At 49.3% G+C, this 24431-nt stretch carries 28 protein-coding genes and 3 pseudogenes; 13 read left to right on the plus strand and 18 right to left on the minus strand.

The genetic code is table 11. The features are described 5' to 3' along the window. Positions 1 to 2 precede the first annotated feature (2 nt). The 12 genes from VSQ30_RS10845 (at position 3) to VSQ30_RS10900 (ending at position 11287) form a co-directional block, all read left to right on the plus strand. Positions 3 to 1580 (plus strand): N-acyl-D-amino-acid deacylase family protein, encoded by a 1578-nt coding sequence (locus VSQ30_RS10845; protein WP_334464024.1) that lies wholly within the window; start codon positions 3 to 5, stop codon positions 1578 to 1580. A 22-nt stretch (positions 1581 to 1602) separates the two neighbouring features. Next, a complete protein-coding gene (locus VSQ30_RS10850; protein WP_334464026.1) occupies positions 1603 to 2067 on the plus strand; it encodes a RidA family protein in 465 nt (154 codons plus the stop codon). Positions 2068 to 2336: 269 nt separating this feature from the next. Next, positions 2337 to 3410: a LacI family DNA-binding transcriptional regulator gene (locus VSQ30_RS10855; RefSeq protein ID WP_160642074.1), complete on the plus strand. Its 1074-nt coding sequence runs from the start codon at positions 2337 to 2339 to the stop codon at positions 3408 to 3410. Between the two features lie 374 nt (positions 3411 to 3784). Continuing rightward, complete coding sequence (locus VSQ30_RS10860) at positions 3785 to 3973, plus strand: hypothetical protein (protein WP_160642075.1); 189 nt, start codon at positions 3785 to 3787, stop codon at positions 3971 to 3973. A 52-nt stretch (positions 3974 to 4025) separates the two neighbouring features. Continuing rightward, entirely contained in the window at positions 4026 to 4205 is a 180-nt protein-coding gene (locus VSQ30_RS10865) for a hypothetical protein (protein ID WP_160642076.1), read from the plus strand. Positions 4206 to 4253: 48 nt separating this feature from the next. After that, positions 4254 to 4433 (plus strand): hypothetical protein, encoded by a 180-nt coding sequence (locus VSQ30_RS10870; protein WP_334464029.1) that lies wholly within the window; start codon positions 4254 to 4256, stop codon positions 4431 to 4433. A 50-nt stretch (positions 4434 to 4483) separates the two neighbouring features. Continuing rightward, a complete protein-coding gene (locus tag VSQ30_RS10875; RefSeq protein ID WP_160642078.1) occupies positions 4484 to 4669 on the plus strand; it encodes a hypothetical protein in 186 nt (61 codons plus the stop codon). Positions 4670 to 4934: 265 nt separating this feature from the next. Then, positions 4935 to 6530 carry an ABC transporter substrate-binding protein gene (locus VSQ30_RS10880; protein ID WP_334464031.1) on the plus strand — a complete coding sequence of 532 codons (1596 nt, stop codon included), beginning with the start codon at positions 4935 to 4937 and terminating at the stop codon, positions 6528 to 6530. A gap of 30 nt (positions 6531 to 6560) precedes the next feature. Beyond that, positions 6561 to 8117 (plus strand): ABC transporter substrate-binding protein, encoded by a 1557-nt coding sequence (locus VSQ30_RS10885; RefSeq protein WP_334464034.1) that lies wholly within the window; start codon positions 6561 to 6563, stop codon positions 8115 to 8117. A gap of 30 nt (positions 8118 to 8147) precedes the next feature. Then, a complete protein-coding gene (locus VSQ30_RS10890; RefSeq protein WP_334464037.1) occupies positions 8148 to 9515 on the plus strand; it encodes an extracellular solute-binding protein in 1368 nt (455 codons plus the stop codon). An 18-nt stretch (positions 9516 to 9533) separates the two neighbouring features. Continuing rightward, positions 9534 to 10730: a bifunctional phosphopantothenoylcysteine decarboxylase/phosphopantothenate--cysteine ligase CoaBC gene (coaBC, locus tag VSQ30_RS10895; protein ID WP_334464039.1), complete on the plus strand. Its 1197-nt coding sequence runs from the start codon at positions 9534 to 9536 to the stop codon at positions 10728 to 10730. Between the two features lie 368 nt (positions 10731 to 11098). Beyond that, on the plus strand, positions 11099 to 11287 hold the full coding sequence (locus VSQ30_RS10900; protein WP_334464040.1) for a hypothetical protein: 189 nt from the start codon (positions 11099 to 11101) through the stop codon (positions 11285 to 11287). A gap of 239 nt (positions 11288 to 11526) precedes the next feature. On the opposite strand, the gene VSQ30_RS10905 is transcribed toward VSQ30_RS10900, so the two are convergent. The 14 genes and pseudogenes from VSQ30_RS10905 to VSQ30_RS10970 all read right to left on the minus strand — a co-directional run. Further along, complete coding sequence (locus tag VSQ30_RS10905; protein ID WP_160642084.1) at positions 11527 to 12090, minus strand: dipicolinate synthase subunit B; 564 nt, start codon at positions 12088 to 12090, stop codon at positions 11527 to 11529. Between the two features lie 24 nt (positions 12091 to 12114). Next, positions 12115 to 12993 carry a dipicolinate synthase subunit DpsA gene (locus VSQ30_RS10910; RefSeq protein ID WP_334464041.1) on the minus strand — a complete coding sequence of 293 codons (879 nt, stop codon included), beginning with the start codon at positions 12991 to 12993 and terminating at the stop codon, positions 12115 to 12117. A gap of 474 nt (positions 12994 to 13467) precedes the next feature. Further along, a complete protein-coding gene (locus tag VSQ30_RS10915) occupies positions 13468 to 13671 on the minus strand; it encodes a helix-turn-helix domain-containing protein (protein WP_334464043.1) in 204 nt (67 codons plus the stop codon). Further along, positions 13643 to 14100: pseudogene (locus tag VSQ30_RS10920) on the minus strand (RNA polymerase sigma factor). The gene VSQ30_RS10915 and the pseudogene VSQ30_RS10920 overlap by 29 nt, the downstream one beginning before the upstream one ends. 389 nt (positions 14101 to 14489) lie before the next feature. Next, a complete protein-coding gene (locus tag VSQ30_RS10925) occupies positions 14490 to 15503 on the minus strand; it encodes an MATE family efflux transporter (RefSeq protein WP_334464046.1) in 1014 nt (337 codons plus the stop codon). After that, the gene (locus tag VSQ30_RS10930) at positions 15475 to 15825 is read right to left on the minus strand and encodes an MATE family efflux transporter (RefSeq protein WP_334464048.1); all 351 of its coding nucleotides are present in this window, start codon (positions 15823 to 15825) and stop codon (positions 15475 to 15477) included. The genes VSQ30_RS10925 and VSQ30_RS10930 overlap by 29 nt, the downstream gene beginning before the upstream one ends. Next, the gene (locus VSQ30_RS10935; protein ID WP_334464050.1) at positions 15818 to 16531 is read right to left on the minus strand and encodes a GNAT family N-acetyltransferase; all 714 of its coding nucleotides are present in this window, start codon (positions 16529 to 16531) and stop codon (positions 15818 to 15820) included. Before VSQ30_RS10935 ends, VSQ30_RS10930 begins: the two co-directional genes overlap by 8 nt. 2 nt (positions 16532 to 16533) lie before the next feature. Next, positions 16534 to 17301, minus strand: coding sequence for an AraC family transcriptional regulator (locus VSQ30_RS10940; RefSeq protein WP_334464052.1), 768 nt, complete (start codon positions 17299 to 17301; stop codon positions 16534 to 16536). Next, positions 17285 to 18709: an ABC transporter ATP-binding protein gene (locus tag VSQ30_RS10945; protein WP_502876235.1), complete on the minus strand. Its 1425-nt coding sequence runs from the start codon at positions 18707 to 18709 to the stop codon at positions 17285 to 17287. Before VSQ30_RS10945 ends, VSQ30_RS10940 begins: the two co-directional genes overlap by 17 nt. A 12-nt stretch (positions 18710 to 18721) precedes the next feature. Beyond that, positions 18722 to 19405: an energy-coupling factor transporter transmembrane component T gene (locus VSQ30_RS10950; RefSeq protein ID WP_334464056.1), complete on the minus strand. Its 684-nt coding sequence runs from the start codon at positions 19403 to 19405 to the stop codon at positions 18722 to 18724. Beyond that, positions 19405 to 20010, minus strand: a complete 606-nt coding sequence (locus VSQ30_RS10955; protein WP_334464058.1) for an MptD family putative ECF transporter S component — start codon at positions 20008 to 20010, stop codon at positions 19405 to 19407. Before VSQ30_RS10955 ends, VSQ30_RS10950 begins: the two co-directional genes overlap by 1 nt. 422 nt (positions 20011 to 20432) lie before the next feature. Continuing rightward, positions 20433 to 20621 (minus strand): SymE family type I addiction module toxin, encoded by a 189-nt coding sequence (locus tag VSQ30_RS10960; protein WP_161880119.1) that lies wholly within the window; start codon positions 20619 to 20621, stop codon positions 20433 to 20435. After that, on the minus strand, positions 20603 to 20791 hold the full coding sequence (locus tag VSQ30_RS10965; RefSeq protein ID WP_334464061.1) for a hypothetical protein: 189 nt from the start codon (positions 20789 to 20791) through the stop codon (positions 20603 to 20605). The genes VSQ30_RS10960 and VSQ30_RS10965 overlap by 19 nt, the downstream gene beginning before the upstream one ends. Positions 20792 to 21058: 267 nt before the next feature. Beyond that, a pseudogene (locus VSQ30_RS10970) lies at positions 21059 to 21226 on the minus strand (ParA family protein); the annotation flags it as partial. Positions 21227 to 21414: 188 nt separating this feature from the next. On the opposite strand from VSQ30_RS10970, the pseudogene VSQ30_RS10975 reads away from it, so the two are divergent. Then, positions 21415 to 21657: pseudogene (locus VSQ30_RS10975) on the plus strand (recombinase family protein); the annotation flags it as partial. Positions 21658 to 21784: 127 nt separating this feature from the next. Here the strand turns inward: VSQ30_RS10975 and VSQ30_RS10980 are convergent. The 4 genes from VSQ30_RS10980 to VSQ30_RS10995 all read right to left on the minus strand — a co-directional run bounded on the left by VSQ30_RS10980 (position 21785) and on the right by VSQ30_RS10995 (position 24410). Next, complete coding sequence (locus tag VSQ30_RS10980; protein WP_334464062.1) at positions 21785 to 22219, minus strand: hypothetical protein; 435 nt, start codon at positions 22217 to 22219, stop codon at positions 21785 to 21787. A 93-nt stretch (positions 22220 to 22312) separates the two neighbouring features. Then, a complete protein-coding gene (locus VSQ30_RS10985; RefSeq protein WP_334464064.1) occupies positions 22313 to 22918 on the minus strand; it encodes a hypothetical protein in 606 nt (201 codons plus the stop codon). Positions 22919 to 22983: 65 nt separating this feature from the next. Beyond that, positions 22984 to 23325: a recombinase family protein gene (locus tag VSQ30_RS10990; protein WP_334464065.1), complete on the minus strand. Its 342-nt coding sequence runs from the start codon at positions 23323 to 23325 to the stop codon at positions 22984 to 22986. Between the two features lie 332 nt (positions 23326 to 23657). Then, the gene (locus VSQ30_RS10995) at positions 23658 to 24410 is read right to left on the minus strand and encodes a metallophosphoesterase family protein (protein WP_162220944.1); all 753 of its coding nucleotides are present in this window, start codon (positions 24408 to 24410) and stop codon (positions 23658 to 23660) included. Positions 24411 to 24431: the final 21 nt, after the last annotated feature.

Here is a 24431-nt window from a genome sequence, read left to right on the forward strand (position 1 = left end):
GTATGCTGCATATTAAAAACGCGCTGATTTGCGACGGCACAGGCAAAGAGCCTTATCCGGGAGAAGTGCTGGTAGACGGGAACAAAATTGCCGCTGTTGGCCCCGCCTCTTTCGGGGAGCTGGACGCGGAAATCTGGGACGCCCAAGGGGAACTTATCACCCCCGGCTTTATAGACGCCCACCGCCACTGCGACCTGGCCGCCCTGTACGACTCAGATTTTGGCGAAATTGAACTGGCCCAGGGCATTACCACCGCCGTTATGGGCAACTGCGGCCTGGCCCCTGCCCCCTGCGCCCCGCGATACCGGGAGGATTTATACGATTTCCTGGAGCCATGTCTGGGCAAGGCCCCAAAAGAAAGCTTTTTCCCTCTTGTGTCCGACTTTATGGAAGCCCTTGCCGCCAAAAAGCATTCCCTGAACCTGGGGGTGCTGGCAGCCACCGGGGCTGTCACCACAGCGGCAAAGGGTTTTGGGAACGTGCCCTTTAACGGGGAATCTCGAAAAAAGGCGGAAGGCTATATCCGGGACGCCATGGATGTCGGCGCTTTCGGGCTTTCCTGCGGCGTTATGTACACGCCGGAGTGCTACAGCACCTGCGAAGATTTCGCTTTCATGGCCCGCATTGCTGGAGAATGTGGCGGGTATCTCACCGCCCACATCCGGGGAGAGGGCAACACCTTGACGGAATCGGTAGAGGAAGTGCTGGAAATTGGCAGGCAAGCCGGGACGGGAGTGAACGTCAGCCACTTTAAAGTGACAGGCCTGAAAAACCATGGCACAGGCATTGAACGTGCCATTTCCGCTCTGGAAAAGGCTCGCTCTGCCGGGCAGGACGCCACCGCCGACTGCTACCCCTATACAGGCGGCTCCACCACCATCCTCTCCCTCCTCCCTCCCACTGTGCTTACAGCGGCTGGCCCGGATGTATGCGGCTTTTTAGGCGCCCGGGAAGGGGAAGCGCTTTTGGCCGGCGAAATTCAGAAGGAGTTTCCCGGCTGGGACAATATGGTTTCCTCCATCGGCTGGGAGCGCATTATTATAAGCTCTGCGGCAAACCCGGCATGGCAAAGCCTTGCGGGAAAAAGCTTTACGGAAGCCGCCCGGGAAACAGGACTTTCAGAAAGCGGGCTTTTCTGCCGCCTGTGCAGCGAAAACCAGGGTAAGGCAGGAATTATTGTTATGAGCATGGCCCAGGCAGACGTGGACAGGGTGCTCTGCCTGCCGTATGTTTCCCTGATTTCCGACTCCCTCTACGGCGGGGGCGGCATGCCCCATCCCCGGCTGTACGGCTCCTTCCCCAAGTTCCTGCGGGAATACGTCCAGGAGAAAAAGCTGCTCTCCACAGGGGAAGCCATCCGGAAAATGACATCCCTACCTGCCAGGCGGCTGGGGCTTCGGGACAGGGGCCTGCTGGCACCCGGCATGGCGGCGGACATCCTGCAGTTTGACCCGGCAAGGTTTACAGACCAGGCCACCTGGGACAACCCCAAACAACCGGCCTCTGGCTTGACAAAAATACTGGTAAACGGCTGCGAACCCGCTTCTGGCGCTGGAAAGGTGCTGCGGCGGGAAAACTGACAAACAGAAAGGAAGATTGACAATGAGCAGGATTGAAGAAAAATTACGGGAAATGGGCCTTACCCTGCCCGAGCCTCCCGCAAAGGGCGGCATGTACGCTCCAGCAAAGCGCTTTGGGGGCAGCCTGGTATATATTTCCGGCTGCGGGCCTTCCACAGATGGCAGCGCCATCACGGGAAAGCTGGGAGAAGATGTAACCACAGAGCAGGGCTTTGCCTACGCCCGGGGCTGTATGCTCAACGTGCTGGCTGTGCTGAAGCGGGAGATTGGCGACCTGGACAAGGTGAAAAGCGCGGTGAAGGTTACCTGCTTTGTGGCCTCTGCCCCGGATTTCTATGAGCAGCCCCAGGTGGCAAACGGCGGCACCCAGCTTCTGGTGGATCTCTTCGGGCAGGAAGCCGGCGCGCCCAGCCGTTCTGCCATCGGCATGAGCGTGCTGCCCGGCAACATGCCTGTAGAGACGGAAGCGCTGTTTGAAGTGGAATAAAACCGGTTTACGGAAAAAGCCTGCCTTTTCCTGCTGCGTATGGGAAAGGGCGGGCTTTTTTTGCGGCGCTTGCCCTGCTTAGGGATTTTCCCCAAGCTATGCTTTAGTAAATCTGCCTGCAAAAAGGGGCTGATTTACGTGACTATCCACACATTTTTCTGGGAGCGACATAAATTTTTCTGAAATATTGTCCTCATGGACTTGCAATTTCAAAGAAAACGCAGTATACTTTATAAAGTTTATAAAAACGTGCTGGGGTGTGCAGGCCAATGAAAGCAAAGGAACTAGCGAAAAAGCTGGGGGTTTCCCCTGCTACCATCTCTCTTGTGCTCAATAACAAGCCGGGCATCAGCGATTCCCTGCGCCACTCCCTGCTGGAAAAAATCCAGGAGCTGGGTTGCGAAAGCATGTGCTGTGAAGGGTGCCTGCCCTCCTCCGGCCGGCAGGATGAGCCTGCCCAGCCAGCAAACCATTCCCGGCAGGTGATAGCCTACTTAATTTACACCAGCAGCGATGAGGCCGACGACCGCTTCGCCTTTTATCCGGCAGTGCTGGAAGGCGCGGAGATGGAAGCCCGGGAGAACGGGTATAACCTGATGGTGCTGCACATGAGCTGCCAGGGAAACGCCAACCTGCGCCGCCTGCTGCAAAACGGCGGAGAGGCCATGGGGGCCATTGTGCAGATAAGCAACGTGGACGAACACGCGCTGAATGATATCAGAAGCCTGGACATTCCCTGCGTCCTGGTGGATTCTTACAGGCCGGATGTGCGGGTGAGCAGCGTTTCCATCAACAACGAGCAGGGTGTTTTCAGCGCGGTGCGATATTTAAAGGAAAAAGGGCACCAGGAAATTGGCTATGTATACAGCGGCTGGGATCATGACAGCCAGCGGGAGCGCCGCCGGTGTTTCCATCAGGCTCTTTTGGAATATGGCCTGCCGGACAACAGGAGCTACTATTTCCAGGCTGGCGCCAGCGAGGACATTTACGATCCCGACAGGCTGGAAAACCTGCTGAAATCTGCGCCCAAGCTGCCCACTGCCTTTCTGGCGGAAAACGACCGCCAAGCCTGGCGCACTATCAAGGCATTGGAGCGCTGTGGTTACCGGGTGCCGCAAGACATCTCTGTTATTGGCTTTGACAACCGCTCTATCTGCACCATGGTTGAACCCAATATCACCAGTATTAAGAATTACCGCCACCTGATGGGGCGGGAGTGCGTTCTGATGCTGCAAAACCTGCACCGCCTGAAAAAGCAAGGTTTTAAGAATCCCTGCCTGAAGCTGGAACTTCCCACAGAGCTGGTGGAACGGGACAGCGTGCGGGATCTGACCAAGAAATAAAGCCTCTAAAGAGTTTATAAATTCTTTTGCGCTCTATCTGGTATACTATTATATAGGGAGATAACCGCTCCCCTGCATAGGCAGGGGGGTTTTTTATTGCCCAACAGATTCCCAGCGGGTTTGCCGCCTGGATAACCCCCTCCTATCCTGGGATTCCCCGGTATCCCAATGCCATTTCATAAATGCACTGTGCTAAATTGCTGAAAACTACTGGTGTGAAGTGAAATTTTTGGGTTTATAAACTTCTCTAAATTTTTTCAAAAATTCTTTATAAAAACCCTTGACATCTTTATAAATCCGGTTTATAATAAGCACGTAAGCTAAAGAGAACACAGACGAGTTGAAGAAAGACAATTAAGAAAGGGGTAGTACTCATGAGCAAGAAAGTAGAAACCGGTTACACTTCCAAGATGATGAACAAAGCAGCGCATGACAAGAGAAAAGCTGCCCGCAAAGCATCCCAGATGGCGGCAGATTTCGATCGTGCCGCAAGGGCTATGGCCAACCGTGATGTCTGTTATGTGAATGTGTATGGTATCGCTGCTCCCGTATGCCGGCTGTAAAATCCGGCAGGAAAAAGAGACGGGCTTGATTTGAGAAGAGAGGTAATGTTTTATGAATAACTATAGCGAAAAGAAATTGCAGAACTTTGTAAAGACCCAGAAGGAAAAGAGAGAGCTGCGGCTGTTAAGCCGCCGGGCCAGCGCTTTTGAGCGCTTCGCCGGGGAGTTTGCCGACACCCATGTTTCCTACCAGAACATCAACGGCTTCATTCTTCCTCTGCTGACCGCCTGAAAACCCAAACACAACAAATAACTTTGCACAGTAAAGGAGAAATATACTATGAATAAGCTTTTTAACTCCAAGGATATATCCAACAGCCAGGTTTATAAGGAAGAGCGCGCCCAGCAGAAGCTGAGCCGCCGGGCCAGTGCTTTCGAGCGCTTTGCCGGGGAGTTTGCCGACACCCATGTTTCCTACCAGAACATCAACGGCTTCATCCTTCCCCTCCAGACAGCCTAAACCATTTTTAGCTTACAAAATGACAATCTACTTTTAAAGGAGAGTTTACAATGAATAAGAAGGCAGAATCTGTATATACTTCCCGCATTATCAACCAGAATGCCCATCAGGCCCGCAAGGCCGCTCGTATGGCCCGGCGTCAGGCCCGTGCCCTGCAGAATTACGCCGTTGCCGCTGCCAACGCAGATGTGTTCTACGTAAGCGTAAATGGCATCAGCGCTCCTGTCTGCCGCTAAATTTGAGTACAAGTAATTTCAACAATACATCCTCATCAAAAGCAGAAAAGCCACGGTTTACCGTGGTTTTTTTGCTTTTTCCCCACAGGCCGCTGGAATGTGTGTGCAAATTTTTCACAATGGCCCCATCTGGAAGAAATATCGGGAACAGACCCCCTGTTCATTCACGCTGTTTCCTTGCTTTTTTCCGAAAAGAAAGCTATACTATATATACATAATTTTTCAATAATGTTCAAATACGTTCTACCATAAGGGAGGTTATCCTATGAAAGGTCAAAAATTTTTTTCCCTGCTGCTGGCCCTGTGCCTGGTTGTATCCCTTGGCGCCTGCAATCAGAAATCGGAGCAGGACAAAAAGTTCGACGAGCTGACCCGGAAGGACAGCTCCGCTGCTGACATTTTCCCTGAAAGTGCCCTGGAGAGCGAGGCTTCCAGTGCTCCTGGAGAAAGCAGCGAAGCCGCCCCCACCCCGGAGCCTACGCCTCATGTAGACCCGGAAGGGCTTACGGGGGAACTGACGGTGCTGGGGCCTGCCGATACGTCAGACGGAATTGCGAAAACCGCTGTAGAGTATCTGGCAGAGGAATTTATGAAGCTGCACCCAGGTGTGAAAATCAACGTGGAATTTATCTCCAGCATATTTGATGACATGCCCCGCGCCCAGCGTCGGGAACAGGCCCGAAGCCGCATTTTGGCGGAACTGGGCAGCGGCGAGGCGGATTACCTTCTGTATTCCCCCATTGAGGAACTGAACATTTACGGTCTTTCCCAAAGCGGGGTATTTCTGGATTTGCGGCCCTATTTTGAAAACGATCCCAGCATCAACCCTGACGATTACTATACCCAGGTGCTGGACGCCATGTCTGTGGACGGCAAATACACGGTCATGCCCTTTAGCTTCAGTTTTGAGGGCATGATGCTCAACCGCCCCCTGATGGAGAAAATGAAGGTGGACTTGGACGGCATACAGGCCATCGACTATAAGATGCTTTTGGACTGGTATGAGCAGGCCAAGGCCATTGACCCCAGCACACAAGCCTCCTTTGGTGCGCTTACGCAGGAATTCCTCTATACGTATGAGGCCCCAGCCTACGTGGATTTAGAAAACAAAACCGCTTCCTTCAACTCCCCGGAATTTATTGAGTTTTTAACCCGTACCGGGGCCTTGGAAGAGCCGGACAAGGAGGCCCTGGGCCACTACCAGTTCCTCGGCGAGGATATTCTTACGGTGGAGTGGTTTATGGAGAAGAAATTCAGCGGCGAGGAATTAGACCGGGAGTTTATAAACGAGTATTGGCAGCAGTTCTATGACAACGCCCATCAGGCTGTGGCAGCCCCTACCGGCATTGCGGCCCAAGAGCTGGGGCTGGTCAGCGGGCTGATGAAAAACCTGGCGGGGCCATATCCTGCCGTAAGCACCAAGGGCCAGCTTGGCGTATATACTACGGAGGATTTTGCCATTCCCGCAACCATGAAAAACCCGGACTTGGCCTGGAAATTTATCTCCTACTGCATCAGCGAACGGGAGGATATGCAGTTGAAGGCGGGCCAGGCTTACTACACGGCGCGGCTTCCCATCAACAAGAAAAATTTTGCCAAACAGATGGAATTCTGCCGCACCAGCAGCATGATGTACCAAACCGCATCTTACTATTTAGAGGATTTCCACCAAAAAAATCTGGACGCGGATCTTGCCGTCAAAAAACTGGATGAATTTCTCTCCATGCCCTTGGTGAATGGCAAAACCCATGTGATCGACATGAGCGAATACCTCACCGAATTTTACGACAGCAAGCTGACTACTCCTGAGCAGTGCGCCGAAAAAATCCAAGGGCGGATGGACATCTGGCTGCATGAGTAATGATTTCAGAACCTGAAAGGAGACTTCGCTATGAAATGCAAAAAACTGTTAGCCATTCTGTTAGCCCTGTGCCTTATCCTGTCCCTCACGTCCTGCGGACGGAAATCGGAGCAGGACAAAAAGTTTGACGAGCTGACAAAAAGCAGCGCCGCCCCGGAGTCCCAGCCCGAAAGTAGCGAAACAAGTGAGCCTGCAAGCAAACCGGAATTTGCCCCGGCAGGTTCCCTGAGCGGAGAGCTTACCGTCTCCTCCTGGGCGCGTATCGAAAGCCCTTCCCAGTTGGAGATTATGGCGGAAGAATTCATGGATTTAAACCCAGACGTCACCATTACAGTTGACTATGCGGAAACCAATATCAGCGCTATCCCGGATGTGAACCAGAGCCGGGACAGCTACTGCGCCCAGGTGCGGGCAGAGCTGGTCAGCGGCGAGGCGGACTATATCCTCTACTCCCCTCCCGGCAAGCTGAACCTGTATGACATCTCCAAAAGCGGGGTGCTTCTGGATCTGCGGCCCTATTTTGACAGCGATCCTACCATCAACCCCGACGAATACTTCACCCAGGTGCTGGACGCTGTTTCTGTAGACGGAAAGCTTACCTCCATGCCTTTCTCCTTCTACTTTGACGGCATGTACCTGAACCGGAAAGCCATGGAAAGCATAAACGTGGACACGTCAGGCATCACCACGCTGAACAGCGACATGCTCCTGGACTGGTACGAGCAGGCCAGGGCCGCAAACCCGGAAATCAAGCTGCTTTTCGGAGAGCAGGGCAAGGATTTCCTCTTTGGCGAGGAGAAGTTTGCTTATATCGACGTGGATGGCCGAGCCGCCAGCTTCCAGTCTCCAGAGTTCACCCGGTTTTTGGAGCGCACCAACGCTCTGGACGACGCGGAGCCTAACCTGGACAAGATGGCAAACATGTATGCCCAAAACGCCTATTTAGTCCATGAACTGCTGCGCTACCAGGCTTCCGGGGAAGAAACCAGCCTGGATGAAAGCCAGGATCCATATGCCTATCAATTTGTTACAGGCGGGCGCACGGCCTTAGCCTGCGTCACCAACATGAATATATTTGCCTTGACAGATATCGGCTTTGATATGGAATACCTGGCAGGGCCTTATCCTGTAACAGATACCCAGGGGCGGCTGGCAGTCAGTTCCATTGACGATTTTGCCGTACCCTCCAGCATGAAAAACCCGGACTTGGCCTGGGCCTTTATCTCCTATTGCCTGGGGGAACGGGAATCAACCATCCTTACCAGCGAGCAATCCTTTGGCAGCCTGCTCTATTCCCAGAACGCCCCGCTGAACAAAAAGAACTTTGCCCTGCTGGCAGAAGAATTTTCCACTGTGCCCGGCACAATCGGATATGAGCAGTTGGTGGGTAAAACCGGCAAGGAGATTGACGGAGAGGCCCTGGCCCAGAAGATGGATGAATACCTTTCCATGGGGCTTGTAAACCGGAAGCTGTATTCCCCGGACGTGCAGGAATATCTGGATGAGTTTTATAACAGCGGCCTCACCACCGCCGAACAGTGCGCAGAGAAAATACAGGGCCGGGTGGACATCTGGCTGCATGAGTAATGATTTCAGAACCTGAAAGGAGATTTCGCTATGAAATGCAAAAAACTTTTAGCCATTCTGTTAGCCCTGTGCCTTATCCTGTCCCTCACGTCCTGCAACCAGAAATCCGAACAGGACGAAAAGTTTGACGAACTGACGAAAAGCAGCGCCGCCCCGGAGTCCCAACCGGAAAGCAGTGCTTCCGATCCTGCGCCAGAAGATACAGATATCAGCGGCACCCTGACCCTGAAAACCCCGGATGAATTTTACTGGAGCAGGTGGGTGAAGCACTTCAACAAAAAATATCCCAATGTGACCGTAGAACTTGTAGGCGCAGGCACAGACAGGGGAACTTATGCCCAACAGACCATCGTAGAGTTGATGGGTGGCGAGGCCCCGGCAGACCTGGTGGACATGAACTATCTGCCCTATTTTGACTGCGTGGAGGCGGGTGTATTTGAAAACCTGCTGGCCTGGATAGATAACGACCCCGCTGTAAAAAAGGATGAACTGTACACCAATGTGCTGGACGCAGTGACGTATAAGGACAGCGCCGCTGGCCTGCCCTTGGCTTTTCTTGTAAACGGGATGCGGCTGAACAAGGCTATGCTCGCAGCCGCAAGCCTGGAGGAGGCTCCCGGAACCGCCAGCTTCCCGGAAATGATAGAGTGGTATAACAGGGCCAAGGACGCTGGAGCCGCAGCAAAAGACAGCTATTTTGTAGGAGCCACCTATAATCCCTATACCTGCTTCCACACAGAGCTTCAGCGCTATTTGAAGGAAAAAGAGGAAACTGCCAGCTTTGACGATCCTGCCTTTACAGAACTGCTTCGCACTATGAAAACTGTAAGCTGGAACAATCTGCTGGATTTTGACACAGAATATGCGGGCTTTTCCAACTTGGAGTTATCAAGCAGGCTGTTTATGAACGACCAGGTTGCGGAAATACTAGGGGCAGACCAGCGCCCGCTGTATGAGGGCACGGATACCGCTACCCCTGCCATTCAATTGGCCGCCTCAGACGGCACAATCCCCTTCGGGGCAGTGGTGGGGCCAGTAGGCATCCCTGTGGCAAGCGAAAACAAGGAACTTGCCTGGCGGTTTATCCGGTTCTTCCTAAGCGAAATGGAACTGGAGGGGCAAAAGCCCTATGAAGGGGATTATTTCGGCCCCACCCCGCTGAACCGCCGCAATGCCCTGGAGCTGGCCAAGGGCATGTTCCCGGACGATGAAAAGGCTGTGGAAGCAGCCGATGCCTGGGCCAGCCGGGTAAATGCCATCAGCCTGCTGACAAACAACGAAATGCTTTTGCAGGATATCAATAAAATTTTCAACGAGTATTTCCAAAATGACTTGACCTCCGCCGAAGAATGTGCTAAAAAAATACAGGACAGGGCAGAGATGTTCCTGTTAGAGTAAAAAGAGGGGGACTTTTTTATGGAGAAAAAAACAATCGTAGTGGGGGTGACAGGCGGCATTGCCTGCTATAAGGCAGCGGCGCTGTGCTCCAAGCTTACCCAGCGGGGATATAATGTGGAGGTGGTGCTCACCAAGAACGCCACAGAATTTATCGGCCCCCACACCTTTGAATCCCTGACCCACAACCGGGTCATGGTGGATACCTTTGACCGGAATTTCCAAAGCCATGTGGAGCATGTGGCTCTGGCAGACAAAGCAGACCTGCTGCTTGTGGCTCCCGCCACCGCAAACATCATCGCCAAGGCGGCCCATGGCATTGCGGACGATATGCTCTCCACCACCATTCTGGCCTGCGACTGCCCCAAGCTTATTGCCCCAGCCATGAACACCCGCATGTACGAAAATCCGGTAACCCAGGACAATCTCAGCGCCCTGCGCCGCTATGGCTGGGAGGTAATAGAGCCTGCCACAGGACACCTGGCCTGCGGCGCCACAGGCAAAGGGAAAATGCCCGAGCCGGAGGATCTGCTGGAGGCGGTGGATCACGCGGTGCGGTATGAAAAAGATTTAACAGGGCTGCGGATTCTGGTGACAGCCGGCCCTACCCGGGAACGGCTTGACCCGGTGCGGTTCATTTCAAACCATTCCACCGGAAAAATGGGCTATGCCGTAGCCCGGGCCGCCGCCTACAGGGGAGCGCAGGTCACGCTAATTTCCGGGCCTGTCAGCCTGAAAAAGCCCGCCTATGTGGAAACGGTTGACGTGGAAAGCGCCCTGGATATGTTCCAGGCTGTGCAGAGCCAGGCGGAAGAGCATGATATTATCATCAAGACAGCGGCTGTGGCGGATTACCGGCCTGCTCAGGTAAGCGGAGAGAAGATCAAAAAGGAGGAGGGCGATTTAAGCCTGCCTTTAGAGCGTACGGATGACATCCTGGGCTGGCTGGGCCAGCACCGGAAGCCAAGACAATTTTTGTGCGGGTTCAGCATGGAGACGGAAAACCTGGTGGAAAACAGCCGTCAAAAGCTTTCCAGAAAAGGCATTCAGATGATCTGTGCTAACAGCCTGCGCCAGGAAGGGGCGGGCTTTGGCGGGGAGACAAACGTGCTCACCCTTATCACCCCTTCCTGGGAGGAAGCCCTGCCCCTTATGAGCAAGGAGGAAGCGGCCCACCGGGTGCTGGACGCCATCCTCCGGGAGCGGAAGCCCACCTGACCCAGGATTTAAATCTGCCCCAAAACAGAGCCTCCTGCTCAGAAAGCGGGCGGCTCTGTTTTATCTGCGCGGCAAAGTTTTCCCCCGCTACGCTGCTAAAGCGGCAGAGTATCTGCAACTTTCAAAATACACTTTTGCACCAATCTGCTCTTTTTACGAAGAAGAGCTTTCTGCATGTCAAAAAAATGAATTTTGGGATGTGGGAAAAATTATTTTATGAAATTCGCACAAAGATGTTGAAAATCTTGCAGGTATATGCTATAATGTGTTCAATGAAGCAGGGAATTTATTCCCCGCAAAATAGTAAAAACCAGAAAAGCGCCCCTAAAAAGCAGGAGGCGCAGCGATAGAGAAAGGGAGGTTTGGTTATGTATAACTTTGTAGAACAATCTGTTTGCATCCCCAAAAGCGAATTTCCCATGCTCCACCGGCATCCGGGCCGTTTGGTTGTGCAGGCCGGACTTCAGCCAGTGGCTTTCCTTCAGGAGGATGTGGCTGTTTTAGAGCGTCCCCAGTCCCTCCTGCAATCCCTTTTTGCCAGCAAGAAGCGGGGCTGACTCCCCCCTTCTGTCAGCTCCGGCCCCTGTCCTTTTGGGCAGGGGCTTTTTTTACTGCCTCTGCTCAGCATACAAACCAGCCCGGCAAGGCGGAAATCCTGTTTTCGCCTTGCTGGGCTGGTTATAGTTAACGCAGTTCAAAAGAAGCGGAATACATCTTTTGAACCAGGTGGCGCAGCCACCCGGCTTGAAAATCGTATATACCGATTTTCAAGTTCGTTTACTATAGGGCTTGTTTGTCAGCGAAACACGGGCTGAAGCTGCCTGCCCTCCAGGGCGGCGTGGATTGTTTCCTTTAGCAGGGAAAAATCCGCCACCAGGGAAAAAGGTTTTTTCTCCGGATCATCCTGCTTCATAGGCACGAAATAGATATTTTTTGTGTTCAGCAGTCGGGCCGCATTCTGCCCGGAAGCCCCCAGGGCGTCGTTGCTGGCAAGGCACAGCACCACCGGCAGGCCAATGCGCAAAGCAGACTTCACCGCCATAGTCACCGGGGTATCCGTAATGCCCAAGGCCAGCTTTGACAAGGTGTTCCCTGTGCAGGGGCACACTGCCATCACGTCCACCAGCCCTTTCGGGCCGATAGGCTCGGCCTCCGGTATGGTATGCAGAACCTTTCTGCCGCATATGCTTTCCGCTTTGTCTATAAAATCCTGGGCCTTGCCGAAACGGGTGTCTGTCTCATAGGTATTCCGGCTCATTATGGGCAGCAGGTTATACTGCTCCCGCAGGCCCTCCATTTGCTCAACAGCCTTTGATAATGTGCAAAAGGAACCGCACATGGCAAACCCTACGGTTTTCATCTTGTAAAACCAGCATCCTTTCTCCTAATTCTCTGTCTCCTCCAGCATATTGTAAACCGTCTCTTTAATCAGCTCTCCAGCGCTTTTAGGCGACATGCGCCCAGGCAGGGACGGTTCCTGCTGCACCCGCAGGCCCAGCCGCCCGGCGGCTTCCAGGTCAATGCCTCCGGGCAGAGAGGCAAGCTCCAGCAGCAGGCAGTCCGGAGACTGTCTGGAAAGCGCCGCTGCCCCCAGCACTACACGGGGGACGGTGTTGAAGATAAGGTCATACCCCCCGCCAATTTCCCCATACTGCACCGGGCTGCATCCCAGCGCCTGTATGGAGGTAAAATCCCAGGCTTTCCTGGCGGCGCAATCCACCTGGGCGCCCAGCCCCCTTAAAGCAAGGCACAGGGCCTTGCCAATACGCCCAAAGCCTGTGACAAGGCACCGCGCCCCATTGATAGAGCCTGGGTGGCCTGCTATAGCCGCCCCAATAGCGCCCTCGGCGGTAAGCACCGCGTTGCCTATCAAAAGTTCTTCCCGCTGGTAATAGTCCCGCAAAGATACGCGGCTCCAGCCCTCCGCGCTGGCAGCCAGCTTCCCTGTCATGCCGCCCAGCACCTGCTTGCCGCAAAACCTGGCGGCAAATTCCTCGTCCAGTTTTATGCCCTCGGTCGATAGGGGCATGTTCAGCGTCTCCCCTTCCCGGGTAGCAGGCAATGGCAGCAGAATGACGTCTGCCTGCCTGCATAATTGCTCAGAATCCACCGGCTCCGGCGGCCTCTCCCCCTGGGCCTTTTCCAAGCCGCTTGTCAACACAGGGAACCCGTCGGCCGCAATGGATTGTGCCAGATATACCTGGCGCATGTCGCCGCCCAGCACCCCAAAGGTATGGTGAAAATTTTTCTTTTGTCTGCTCATTAAGGCTCATACCCTTCACACCTGAATCCCGCCCATATACAAACAGGCCGGGCACTCCCATACTATGACATGCCCCTGGTTTTGGTGCAAATACAAAAGCGCCTGCCTATGATAGCTACTCATAAAACAGTATCAACCAACAAACTGAAATAGGGTAACTGCCATACAGGGTGCAGAAAAAGACAAGTAAGAAGCAAACCGTTTCTTACCTGTCTTTTTCATTTTGTTACGCAATAGAACGCTATTTTTGAGGGCAGACATATAAAACCCTTACCCCGTCATTTTAGCGCCCGCAAAGCCGCATAAATCAAGGGTAAAACACCTTCTACTGCGTAACAATCCCCATAATAAATCGAGGGCGAAAGCAGTCTACTGATTTCGCCCTCTTGACTACCCACAAGCAAAGGCGGGAAAAGCTGCCAAGGGCGCGAAGCGCAAAGTTTACCCTTGACAGCTTTATCCTGTCTTTGCTACCTACCTGTCGAAGCGGAATTTCAATATGGCTTCAACCAGTTTCGCCTTTAACCTGTCCTGTGTATCGTCATTGATATACCCCTTATACATAGACAGATATTTGATGTGTGCGGTGTAATATCGCAATACTGCGTCTACCGCTTCCAGCTCTCCGGCAACGGCTTTTTCGATTACTTCAAAAGGTATCAGCTTTTTGTTCCTCATGTTCCAATCTCTCCATTCTTTCCGCAACTGTTTCAGCGCAACATTTCTTGTGTGGTTTATCGTACTTCTGCAACGCCCGTACAGCCTGCCGATTGCTTCATCACGATAGCCGACGAAGTAATAAAGCAACAAAACTTCTTGCCTTAACTCCGGCAATTCTGATAATGCTGTCGCTAACCGTTCATCATCAACAATAACTTCCTTTGCCAACACAAGAAATACGGTCGGTTTGTCCCGCTTTTCAAAGTAGCTGTCCATAACAGACGGTTCAAAATATCGTTCTGACATCAGATAGTCAAGGGATATTTCCCGTTCCATTTTCCGCTTCAAATCCCGCCATGCGTTTATGGCTTCATGGCGCAGGACAACCTTGCAGAACGCATGGAAAGCATATTCAATATGCTCCATGAATTGTTCAGAATATCTCATTTTCTCTCACCCCCTTTCTTCCCAGTAGGGGGCTATTACAACAAACGCCCATACAGCATAAAGCGGCATAGGCATTTGGGTAATACGAGTTATCAAGACATACTAAATGATATGTGTATTCATACTCATAGGCAGAATATCCCGTTCCACAAGACAGGATTTTTTTGACAATTCACCATAATGAAAACTATCCATGAAATAAAAAACAGACATAGCAGTACCTCACAATACCGCCATATCTATGAAAGTCATTCTGCCACATAAAAACGGCGGCTTTGATTGTTATTTCAAAACCGCCGTTCAGCCGCTTCTATTCTGTTTTGGCGCATGATGATTTTGCCGCCACACAACGGTTTTTTATTAACCGCCGGACGGCATGAAAATCCTTTTTATGCGTAGTGATACTTTTCCCTGTTCTGATAAAGAAAAACCAGTGCTACAACCATAGTGATTAGCTCTGCTATCGGTACTGCAAGCCATACACCCGTTACACCCAAGACATTCGGCAATGTAAGCAACAGCACTGTAATCAGTCCGAAAGGTCGTAAGAACGACAAAATTGCTGACAGCTTCCCGTTTGATAATGCTGTAAATGTGGCAGAGGTAAAAATGTTCAGCCCGCAAAACAAAAAGCTAAAGGGAAAAATCAAAAATCCGTTTCGTGCAATTTCATAAACAGGCATTCCTTTTTCTGCAAAAACACCAACTAATGGCGAACCAAAAATATAAGCTACTGCAAAAACAGTGACCGAAACAAAGACAATAAACCGCATACAAATAGAAAATACATTCTTTAGCTGTTTTTCGTCCTGCCTCCCATAGTTATAGCTGATAACAGGGGCTACTCCCATAGAAAAGCCTATGTAAAGGGCACTCAATAAAAACTGTGTATAGATAATGATTGTGATTGCCGCAACTCCGTTTTCTCCAAGCAGTTTCATCATAATGCGGTTAAAAAGGAATGTTGTAACCACTGTTGCCGCCTGACTTACCATTTCCGAAAAACCATTGGAACAGCTTTCAGCCAATACGGAAAAATCTATGACTGGCTTCCTAAAATGCAGGTTTCCTCTCTTTGCGGAAAAGAACCATAATCCAATCACCGCCGGTATCATATAGCCAATGCCCGTACCAAACGCCGCCCCCTTAATACCCATATGAAGCGACACCATAAAAATATAGTCCAGTAAAATATTTACAATTCCCGCGCTTACGCCAAGCACCATACCCATTCCGGGATGTCCCGCTGTGACGATTAGATTTTGAAAAAGCACTTGCAGGATACTTGCGGGCGTGAATAACAGCAGGATAAAAAGGTATTCTTTACAGTATGGAAATAAAATACTGCTCGCTCCAAGCCCCCAGATAATCCTGTCAATAAAAAGCCGTTCCCGACACTGCAATCAATACACCTAACAAAATGCCCGCTGAGATAATAAGCGTAAAATCCTGTGCCGCCCTTTTATGTTCTCCTGCTCCCATTTTGCGGGCTACTATCGCGCTTCCTCCTGTTGCAAGCATCGTTCCAAGACCGACAATCAGATTGATAACAGGGCAGACAATATTCAATGCCGAAAGTGCATTTGTATCTACAAATCGTGCTACAAAAATTGTGTCAACGACAGTATACAGCCCCATGAATATCATCATCAAGATTGTCGGAAATGAAAATTTCAGCAACGACTTTAGTGTAAAGTTCTGTGATAATGAATTTAGGTCACTCATTGTCCTCGCCCTCCGATTTTTCTTTGTGAAGTATAAACCGCTGTGTCGGATAGCCAAACTCAATTAGCAATTCCGCTTCGGCAAAGCCAAGGCTTCCCCATATCTCCCGATAGCCTGTGTCTGCCTTGTCACCCTCCCGAAAAGTCGTCACGCTAATCTGTGCGGAACGTGCAAGTTCATACAATGCTTTTTCACAAAATGCTTTTGCTATCCCTCTTTTCCGATACTGTGGGTGTACCCCAAAGAAATCAATGCTCCCTGTCACCTCGTTAAATGCCATAATCCCGATTGCCGTATCAGCGTCTTTCAAAATCAATGCCCGCTTATTTTTGATATACTCCTGTAACTGTGCAAGGTACTGCTTCTCGTCCAAGTGCGGGAAACCGTCAATGACAAGGTGAACCAGTTCTATCCATTTGGGTATATCTTCCTTTGTTGCAAAGACGATTTTATCCTGCCATTCTTTTTCCTCTAAATTTGTAGGATTTTCATTCAAGATATATCTTAGCTGCAATGGATAAAATTCTTCTTCCTCTCTGTACCTGTTGGGGGATTTTTTATACATGGCTTTGAAAATATCCGTAAAGGACTGCTGGCTCTCATATCCGGCAGAAAGCGCAATTTCAAGGATTGGTCTGTCGGAAAGAACAAGCAGTTTTGCAGCTTCGGTCAACTGGCGGCGTTGTACATAATCATGGATTGTCAACCCTATACTGTTTTGAAACAGTTCTTGAGCGGTGTCAATGCAATATCAAACTGTTCTGATAGTTCCTCCAATGTATAATTCTTAGTTAAATCCTCTGTCAGAAGTGCCTGAATTGCTTTGATTTTTTCTACCTGTCCTTTATAAAAGTATGGCCGTTCCTCCGTATGCCCTGACAGCTCTAAGGCATCCAAATACAGAAGCAATTCCAACACTTTAATCTTGAAATAATCTTTTTTGATTTTGAGAGGTACATTATATAATTCAGAAAAAATGTGCTCGATTGCCGGTTCGCCGGGAATTACAAAAGGTTTTGTATCACTGCAATATTTTTTCTGTAATTCGTAAATATCAACGGAAAAATCCTTCATATGAGCCGGGATTTCTTTCGCAGCGACACTCATTTGAAAGCCAATAGATATTCCGTGGTAATGACAAAGCGGAAATGTCACTTTTCCGTTGTGATGAATACGCTGATCCACACGCAAATCTCCGGCTTCTAAATAACTATATGCGCCAGCACCGGCCTCCTGCTCAATCCGTCCTTCCCTGCAATGGTCGATACACAATAAGTCCATATCGGTCTGAAAGCCTGAAACACACTGCTTCATGTGAAAATCATTATACATGAGAAACACTCCGGGAAATACCTGGTAAAGTGTCATTGTGCCATCACCAGAGCTGTCATTCAACCGCATGACTTTACAATCATCCGTTTCAACTATGCCTTGAACATTGAGGCCATAATTCATTTGTTCAAATATTTCTGACACTTTCCTGCCTCCTTTCTGAATGGTATCCCTCCATGTCAAATATTTTATCACAAGTCCGGTTCAAAAACTCAAAATCATGTGAAACAATCAGGATAATTTTATTTTCAGTCTTTAGTTTCTGAATCATATTGCTGACTTCCAGCATCCGGTGGTAGTCCAGCCCGCTGGTCGGCTCGTCAAACACTAAGAGATATTTATCCGAGAGAATCGCGGTTGCCACAGCTAACCGCTGTTTCTGTCCTCCTGATAAGGCCATAGGGTGACGGTCTTTAAAATCGAACAGGTCAAACGCCTTCAAAATTTGCTCTATACGCTCTGCCGGACACTCCGGCATAGATAATTCACATTCATTCCAAACACTATCCGAAAAAAGCTGGTGGTTTATATCCTGCATAACACAAAAGCTCGCTTTATTTCGCTGCTTTGCGTTCAAGGCTTTTCCGTCAAGATAGATTTTTCCACTGGTTTCTTTCAGCAGACCACACAGACAGCGGGTCAGTGTTGTTTTTCCAGCCCCATTATGCCCAATGATTCCAAGAACCTCTCCGGGAGCCGCCCCAAAGCTGACTTCACAGAATACGGTTTGCTTGTCAAAGGCACAGGAAATATTTTCTACCGAAAGTCCGATTTTTGTTCCTGGCGGGTCGGTATGCGGCAGATCCAGTACCGGATGCTCCAAGCTCCGCAGCCCCATTGTAATCCGTTGTTCCTCGGATATTTTGTGAAATTCTTCTCCGGAAAAAATCCGGGCGATTTTTCCATTTTGTATAAATACAGCCCGGTCAATCAAGTCCATCAGAAAGTAAATCCGATGTTCCGCCACAATGATTGTCCGTCCTTCCTTTTTTATCTGGATAATCTGCTGACGCAGAATGTCAATTGCGTCTGCATCCAGATTAGCCGTTGGTTCATCCAGAACAAAAACAGACGGATTCATGGCATATACCGAAGCAAAAGCAAGGCTCTGTTTTTCACCGCCCGACATGGAAAAAATATTCCGGCCAAGAAGTGATCTGATTTTCAAAGCCGAAACCGTGGCCTCGAACCGTTCTTTAATTTTTGCCGGGGCAATACCGGCATTTTCTAAACCAAAAGTGATCTCACTATCTGAATCAATGTTAAAAAACTGTGACTTTGGATTTTGAAAAACGGAACCAACCTGCTCTGCCAGTCGATACATTTCTGTTTTCGCAACTTCTACTTCGTTTACGGTAGCCGTTCCTGACAGAGTGCCGCCTTCTACAAAGTGGGGGATCAGCCCGTTAATCAATTTTGTAACCGTGGTCTTGCCGCATCCGCTTTCGCCACAGAGAAGAACACATTCGCCCTGCTTAATCTGCAAGTCGATATGCGAGAGTGTTCCTTGTTCTTTTTCATATTCAAATGAAACATCTTTTATTTCTATCACAAGCCGCACCCCCTATCCAACCATAATCGAAATAAAACAAAACATAACTCCAAATGCCAGACATAGAAAATCCTGTCCTCCGAATTTCATAACAATCATGCTCGTCTTATGAGCCGGATTTTCAATTCCCCTTGTGACAGCAGCGGCAGATAATTCTTCTGCGGTTGTAGTGGCTGAAATCATAATCGGTACAAGCAGACATTCTATTTTCTCTATTCCATGAATATTACGCAGCTTCATGGCATCCCTTATATATCCCACTTCCTCTTTTAGTGCAGGAAAATAGCGGATTGTTACCGACAGAGGGATAATCAGACCTTGCGGAATATGGCATTTACGGAGAGCAACCATCAATTCCCTTACCGGCGTTTTCTGTAATATCAAGGTTCCCACAATCAGACAGGGAAAAATCTTTCTTGCATAGGAAACCAGAATTGTAAAACTGCTGGCTAAAATCTTCGGGCCGTTGGGGAAAATATAATATTGCAAGAGCAGGCAAATCCCAAAAGCAACTGCCAATTTGCCTGCGGCTTTTTTGCAGCCGCAGGCAATAATCAGCAGGAGTAGCGAAACAACCCATGCAATTTCTACCCATATGGAATGTTGTGTAAATGCCACCACATTTGCCATTACCAACAAAAGAAGTTCTGTCCGAGGGTCAAATTTTAATGTATGTTTTCTGCCAGAACGATCCATTACACAATTCCCGCCTTTACAAAATGCTTTTTGAACAGTCCCCTTGCAATAAAAGCGCCGATAATCCCGCCAATGATCGGAGCTACAAACAGGACAATCAGCATGGCATTGGAAGAAAGAGCCTCTACCGCTGACACATAATCAGCGGGCATCCCCTGCTCTGTAATTTGAGCCAGAAAATCTGCTTTGAACAGCCAGATCGGTAAAGGGGAGCCTACCATGCCGAGTGAAAAAATCACATAAGCGACAGAGTTGCCCTTAAAGCTGTTATACTTCGTAACAATGCGGGCCACCTCTGCCAGAATACAGGTGGAGGCCATAGAAATCAAGATTACCAGAGTGAATTGTCCTGTGGCAAAATAGATCAACGCCGTAATCAATCCCATCAAAAAGACTGCTCCTGGTTTCTGCACCTTTGCCGCCATCAGCATAAATGGAATCCCGGCAAAGACAGCGATAAATCCAGGCATCAACATCCAGAGAACAGGATGAATACCACCCATCAGCATAAAAGCAAAGTTGATTACGAAGTAAATCGCAGAAAAGATACCGATTGTAATGAGGTCTTTCCCCTTCATTTTTTTGTCTGTGTTTGCATTTGACATTAGTTTATCCTCCTTTTGGTTAGTTTTCGCTAATGCATTATCTTAATGAAAGCGCCCTCCGGCGCTTCCAGTGAAATATGATAGCAGATGAGGAAATGCTTTTCCACTCCAATCGGTCTTTTTTGTTCCGATAAGACTTTTATTTTTCATATTCGCATACCGATGTCAAAATCTTCCGACAGCCGCTGATATTAGACATTTTCCATATCGTAGGCAAGCAATGAGCCGGAATATCCTTTTGGGATATTCCGGCTCGCTTGTTGGGGTTCCCCCAAGCCCCAGGCGTCCGCTTGCGCGTCCGACCGAACACGCCTATCGGCGTGGCTTTGCGCTCCCTGCGGTCGCTTACTCCTGCACATCCGCGCAGGAGAGGGGCGGCGCATTTTGCGCCGTTAGGAGGTTTCCGAGATTGACAGAAAATTTTATTCCTCTGAATCTTTCTTTGTTCCGTTCTTTGTGATGATAAGCTGCCCCTGCTGGCATTTCACGGTGATTTTGTCCCCGGCGGAAAATCCGGTCTGTTCCAGCCATTTTCCTTGTAAAACAATCTGCGGCGGAGCCTGCTTGTAATTGCCACGCCCGTAACATACAGTCAGCTTGCGGTCATCCATCCGTCCCCCTTTCCCGCTGCCTGCTGGCATACGATTTCAAATACATTCCCGTCGTCAGTCATGACAGTAAGTAATCCGTTCCGCTCGTCTGTGTTCAGGTCGGTAATCCCCATCCCCTCGCTGTCATTCAGTAAATCAAAAAGCCTGTCCCTAAAATAGTTCAGTTCCATTTCTGTTCCCCTTTCGTATTTCATAGTTTATTGGCTGATACTTCAAATAAATCAATTCACTTTTGCAATTCAAAGTTCGTCCGGCTCCCCGATATATCCGTTGTTTTTCTGATAGGCTTTCAGGTATCTGTCCATGAATTGCAGATAGCAGTCTTTGTCCTCGGCAAGCGGCTCCAACAGTATTGCAATCCGGCGGCGGACTTCGCATTCCTCCCACTCGGAAAGAGTGAGAGCGTTAAGGATATGCGTCTTGTTTTCATCCGCATTATCCGGCTGGGGATTGCCCAGGCTGATGGTCAGGCTCCCTTGCGGGTTCCCGTCAATGAGCAGCACTTTCTTTCCCGCCTGTGCCAGCCCAATCCCTAAGTTAGCACAGGTTGTGGTCTTGCCCACACCTCCCTTTTGGTTGGCGATGGCGATGATTTGCGTGTTCAAGATAATCACCTCGTTTCTTGGTATAAAAAAAGGGAGAATGTGACCGGAATCAACATTCTCCCTTAGAAACGATATGTGATTGTGCAATAATCTGTCTTTTGTGAGGTTAGCTTTTGAGAGCCATCTCGCCGCAAACCCGCATGAATACTGGATTTTTGCCTGTTTGCTTTCCCTTTCCCCAATAACCTGTGTTCAACGAGTGGTACGCAAAGGACACAAGTAAGAAAATCCGCGCTGTGATGAAGTCAAAGGGGGAAGCGGGGGAACATCTTTGCAGTAACCCGCCCTATGGCTACATGAAAGACCCCGACAACAAAAAGCATTGGATTGTAGATGAAGAAGCCGCCAAAGTGGTGCGCCGGATTTTCCGCTTATGCTTAGAGGGGTACGGACCGACACAGATTGCCCGTATTCTGAAAGAGGAAAAAATAGCCATTTTAATCCCTCACCGTGTAGATATTAGAAGCAGGGCCCCAAGAACAGCTGCAGAAAAAAGTACAAAGGAAAAAGAATAAATTGTCCACTTCATTGTCTTGGATTTCTGCCTATTTATGTCATTTAATTTATATAATTCCGCCGCCATGTTTTCAATGATGTCTTTGTCTGACATTGAGAGAACATCTTGTCTATATTTATCAAATGAATACTCCTTGGAAGATTTCGGTAAATACCCTTTGATTTGTAATCGATAATGGAGCTATGCCCACGAATAGTTAATATTCCCAGTACAAATACTGCAATAACGCTGGATAAACATAGAATTGAAAAAATAGCAACACTGACCCCAACCCAGCTACACGGTTTAATATTTGAAACAACCTCTATTATAGGCTCATAGCATGCCAGAACACCAGCGATAAGCGCAACAAGAGCACCCATAATTATAGATACTTTTGTGTCAGCAAGTTGAATATAGCACGAAATATCGGTAATAGCACTTGCTAAAAAAGACTGCTTCATTTCATTAAAATGTTCATCGACATTTACGGCCACAATACTTCACGCTCCTTTATTTATGCAATATAAATAGTTTATCTAAGACTTTATAGAAATCGTTGGATGTAGCCTTGCCGCATTCTTTTATCCCTAATTACATGATTTCGCCTCTCCGTTGCTTCTTATCTCCTGAGACAAGCGGAGCAATGCTAATCTTTCCGCAGGATCAAGCCATAAATGAAAGTCTGCTGCGATCTCAGGATAAGCACTTACGCCTCCACCTTTGCCCTGCTTCACACGCATCCCAACAGCGTGTGTCCTCCTGATCCACAAAGATGGTGTAACTGTCAGCGATGTCGTATGTGCCTGGTAAATCAATTCCTCACAAGCCCTATCATCAAATTCACCATTCATGTCATTTTCCCATTGACGAAGAAACTCCAAAGTATTGCGGCTTCGCATCCAGCTTTGAATGATATACCCAGGAGAATCCTTTGAGTACTGCCTTGCTACTTCTGTCAATGAAACCATGCCCTCACAAATCATGCCTCTCATGTAACGGCGTATGATCTCCGTATGGTTCCTAATCTTTTGAGCTGTCCGCAGTTTTTCTTCATCCAATGTGTTGTAAAAGGTTTGCCTGGACTTGTCCGCCAAATCCATATCCACCAGGCCCTTATCGACAAGCTGATTAAGCGCAGACTCATACTGGAAGGCAATACGTATGTATAGGTTACTTATTTCTTCCGGCATCATGATCTAGTTCTCCCCTTTTCTACCAGTATAGCAGAAAAAGTGAGATTTGGGTAGTATCAATTTATTTAAAAGGATGGGGATTGATATCTGGACGTTTTTCTGGGATGTCCAGCTTTATCGTAATCTACGTTGCATCGGCGCTCCCGCTCAAACTGAGCATCCATATATATTTCCACACCAACAATGGGTATATATTTTGCATTAGCTAGGAGTTTGTCCACTGCTGCTCTGCCCCACTTCGGATTACCAGATGGGGAAAGGATGCCCTTTGTGTAAAGCATATCTACAATTTTCCCTAGACTGGCTCCAGCAAGATAGTATCCAAATATATTACGGACAACATCTGCCTTTTCCTCATTGACAATGATTTCCTTGTTGATTAAAGCATATCCATACGGAATTTTCATGATTGCCTCACTTTCTTAAGCATGAATAAAAGCAGGTTTTAGTACGAAGAGCCTCGTCTAAGCCTGCATAACAATACCTCTCAATATGTGATTTTCACCAATTTCCAAAGGCGATTTGCAACAGATTCGCCAAATATCGATTAAACCTGCGTATAAGTGACGTAATATGCAGGCATTGTCTACCATTCCTTCTGTAGATAAAAAAGATGCACCTGGGTAAGCGTTGCAGCGCAAGGAATTCAGGCACATACTGCCAGCCTGCGGCGAATTGTGGCTTTAACGGAAAAGAGTCCGGCAGGGCGGGAACAAGTTCCCGCCCTGCCGGACTCTTTTCACAGTTTAAGTTTAATGATTTGTTCGTAGAGCATCACATATTTCTTTTCTATGACCATATCCTCGTGGTAGTGTCCGAAAAACCAGTATTTGAACCGGCACCGTTGGCGTACCTCATCAAAGAACTCTGTTAGGGCGTCCCTCTGATAAAGCCCGCCGCTGAATATGTCCTGCACACTGGTGGGACAGCAGTGGGTGAGGATGTAGTCCACCTCCCAGCCCGCTCTGTCCAGACTGGCTCTGGTGGTCTGGTACTCATCCTCGCTGGGCAACTCATTCTTCCACCAGGACAGGTGGTTCACCCGGTACATCGCGCCCCTGGCGTCCAACTCCCTGCATTTCTTCTTAAACAGAGGATCGTCCGGCTCCAGGATGCCGTCCTGAATGTCATGGCTGCTGGCTCCGCCCATGGTGAAGAATCGTTTTCCGCCCAGGTCAAATATTTGGCCCCGTTCCAGCAGGATCACCGAGGGACGGATTCGCCGGATGCTTCCGCCTCGCCACTCCGCCAGCGGATATTTCCGCAGGGCATCGTAGTTTTCGTGGTTCCCGGTCACAAAGGCCGTGGTGAAGGGCCGTCCCTCCAGCCAGTCCAGGCCCTCGTCATCCCGCTCATCGCCGTGCCACACACAGCCGAAGTCACCTGCCACCAGTACGAGGTCCTCTTTTGTAAGGCCCTCCTGCTCGTAGAAGATTTCCGGTTGGAAGCGCCGGAGATCTCCGTGGAGGTCTCCCGTGATGTAAATTTCCATGGTGTATTCTCCTGATTATGT

The sequence above is a fragment of the Acutalibacter sp. JLR.KK004 genome (assembly GCF_036941085.1).
In the GTDB taxonomy this organism is placed as follows: domain Bacteria; phylum Bacillota; class Clostridia; order Oscillospirales; family Acutalibacteraceae; genus Acutalibacter.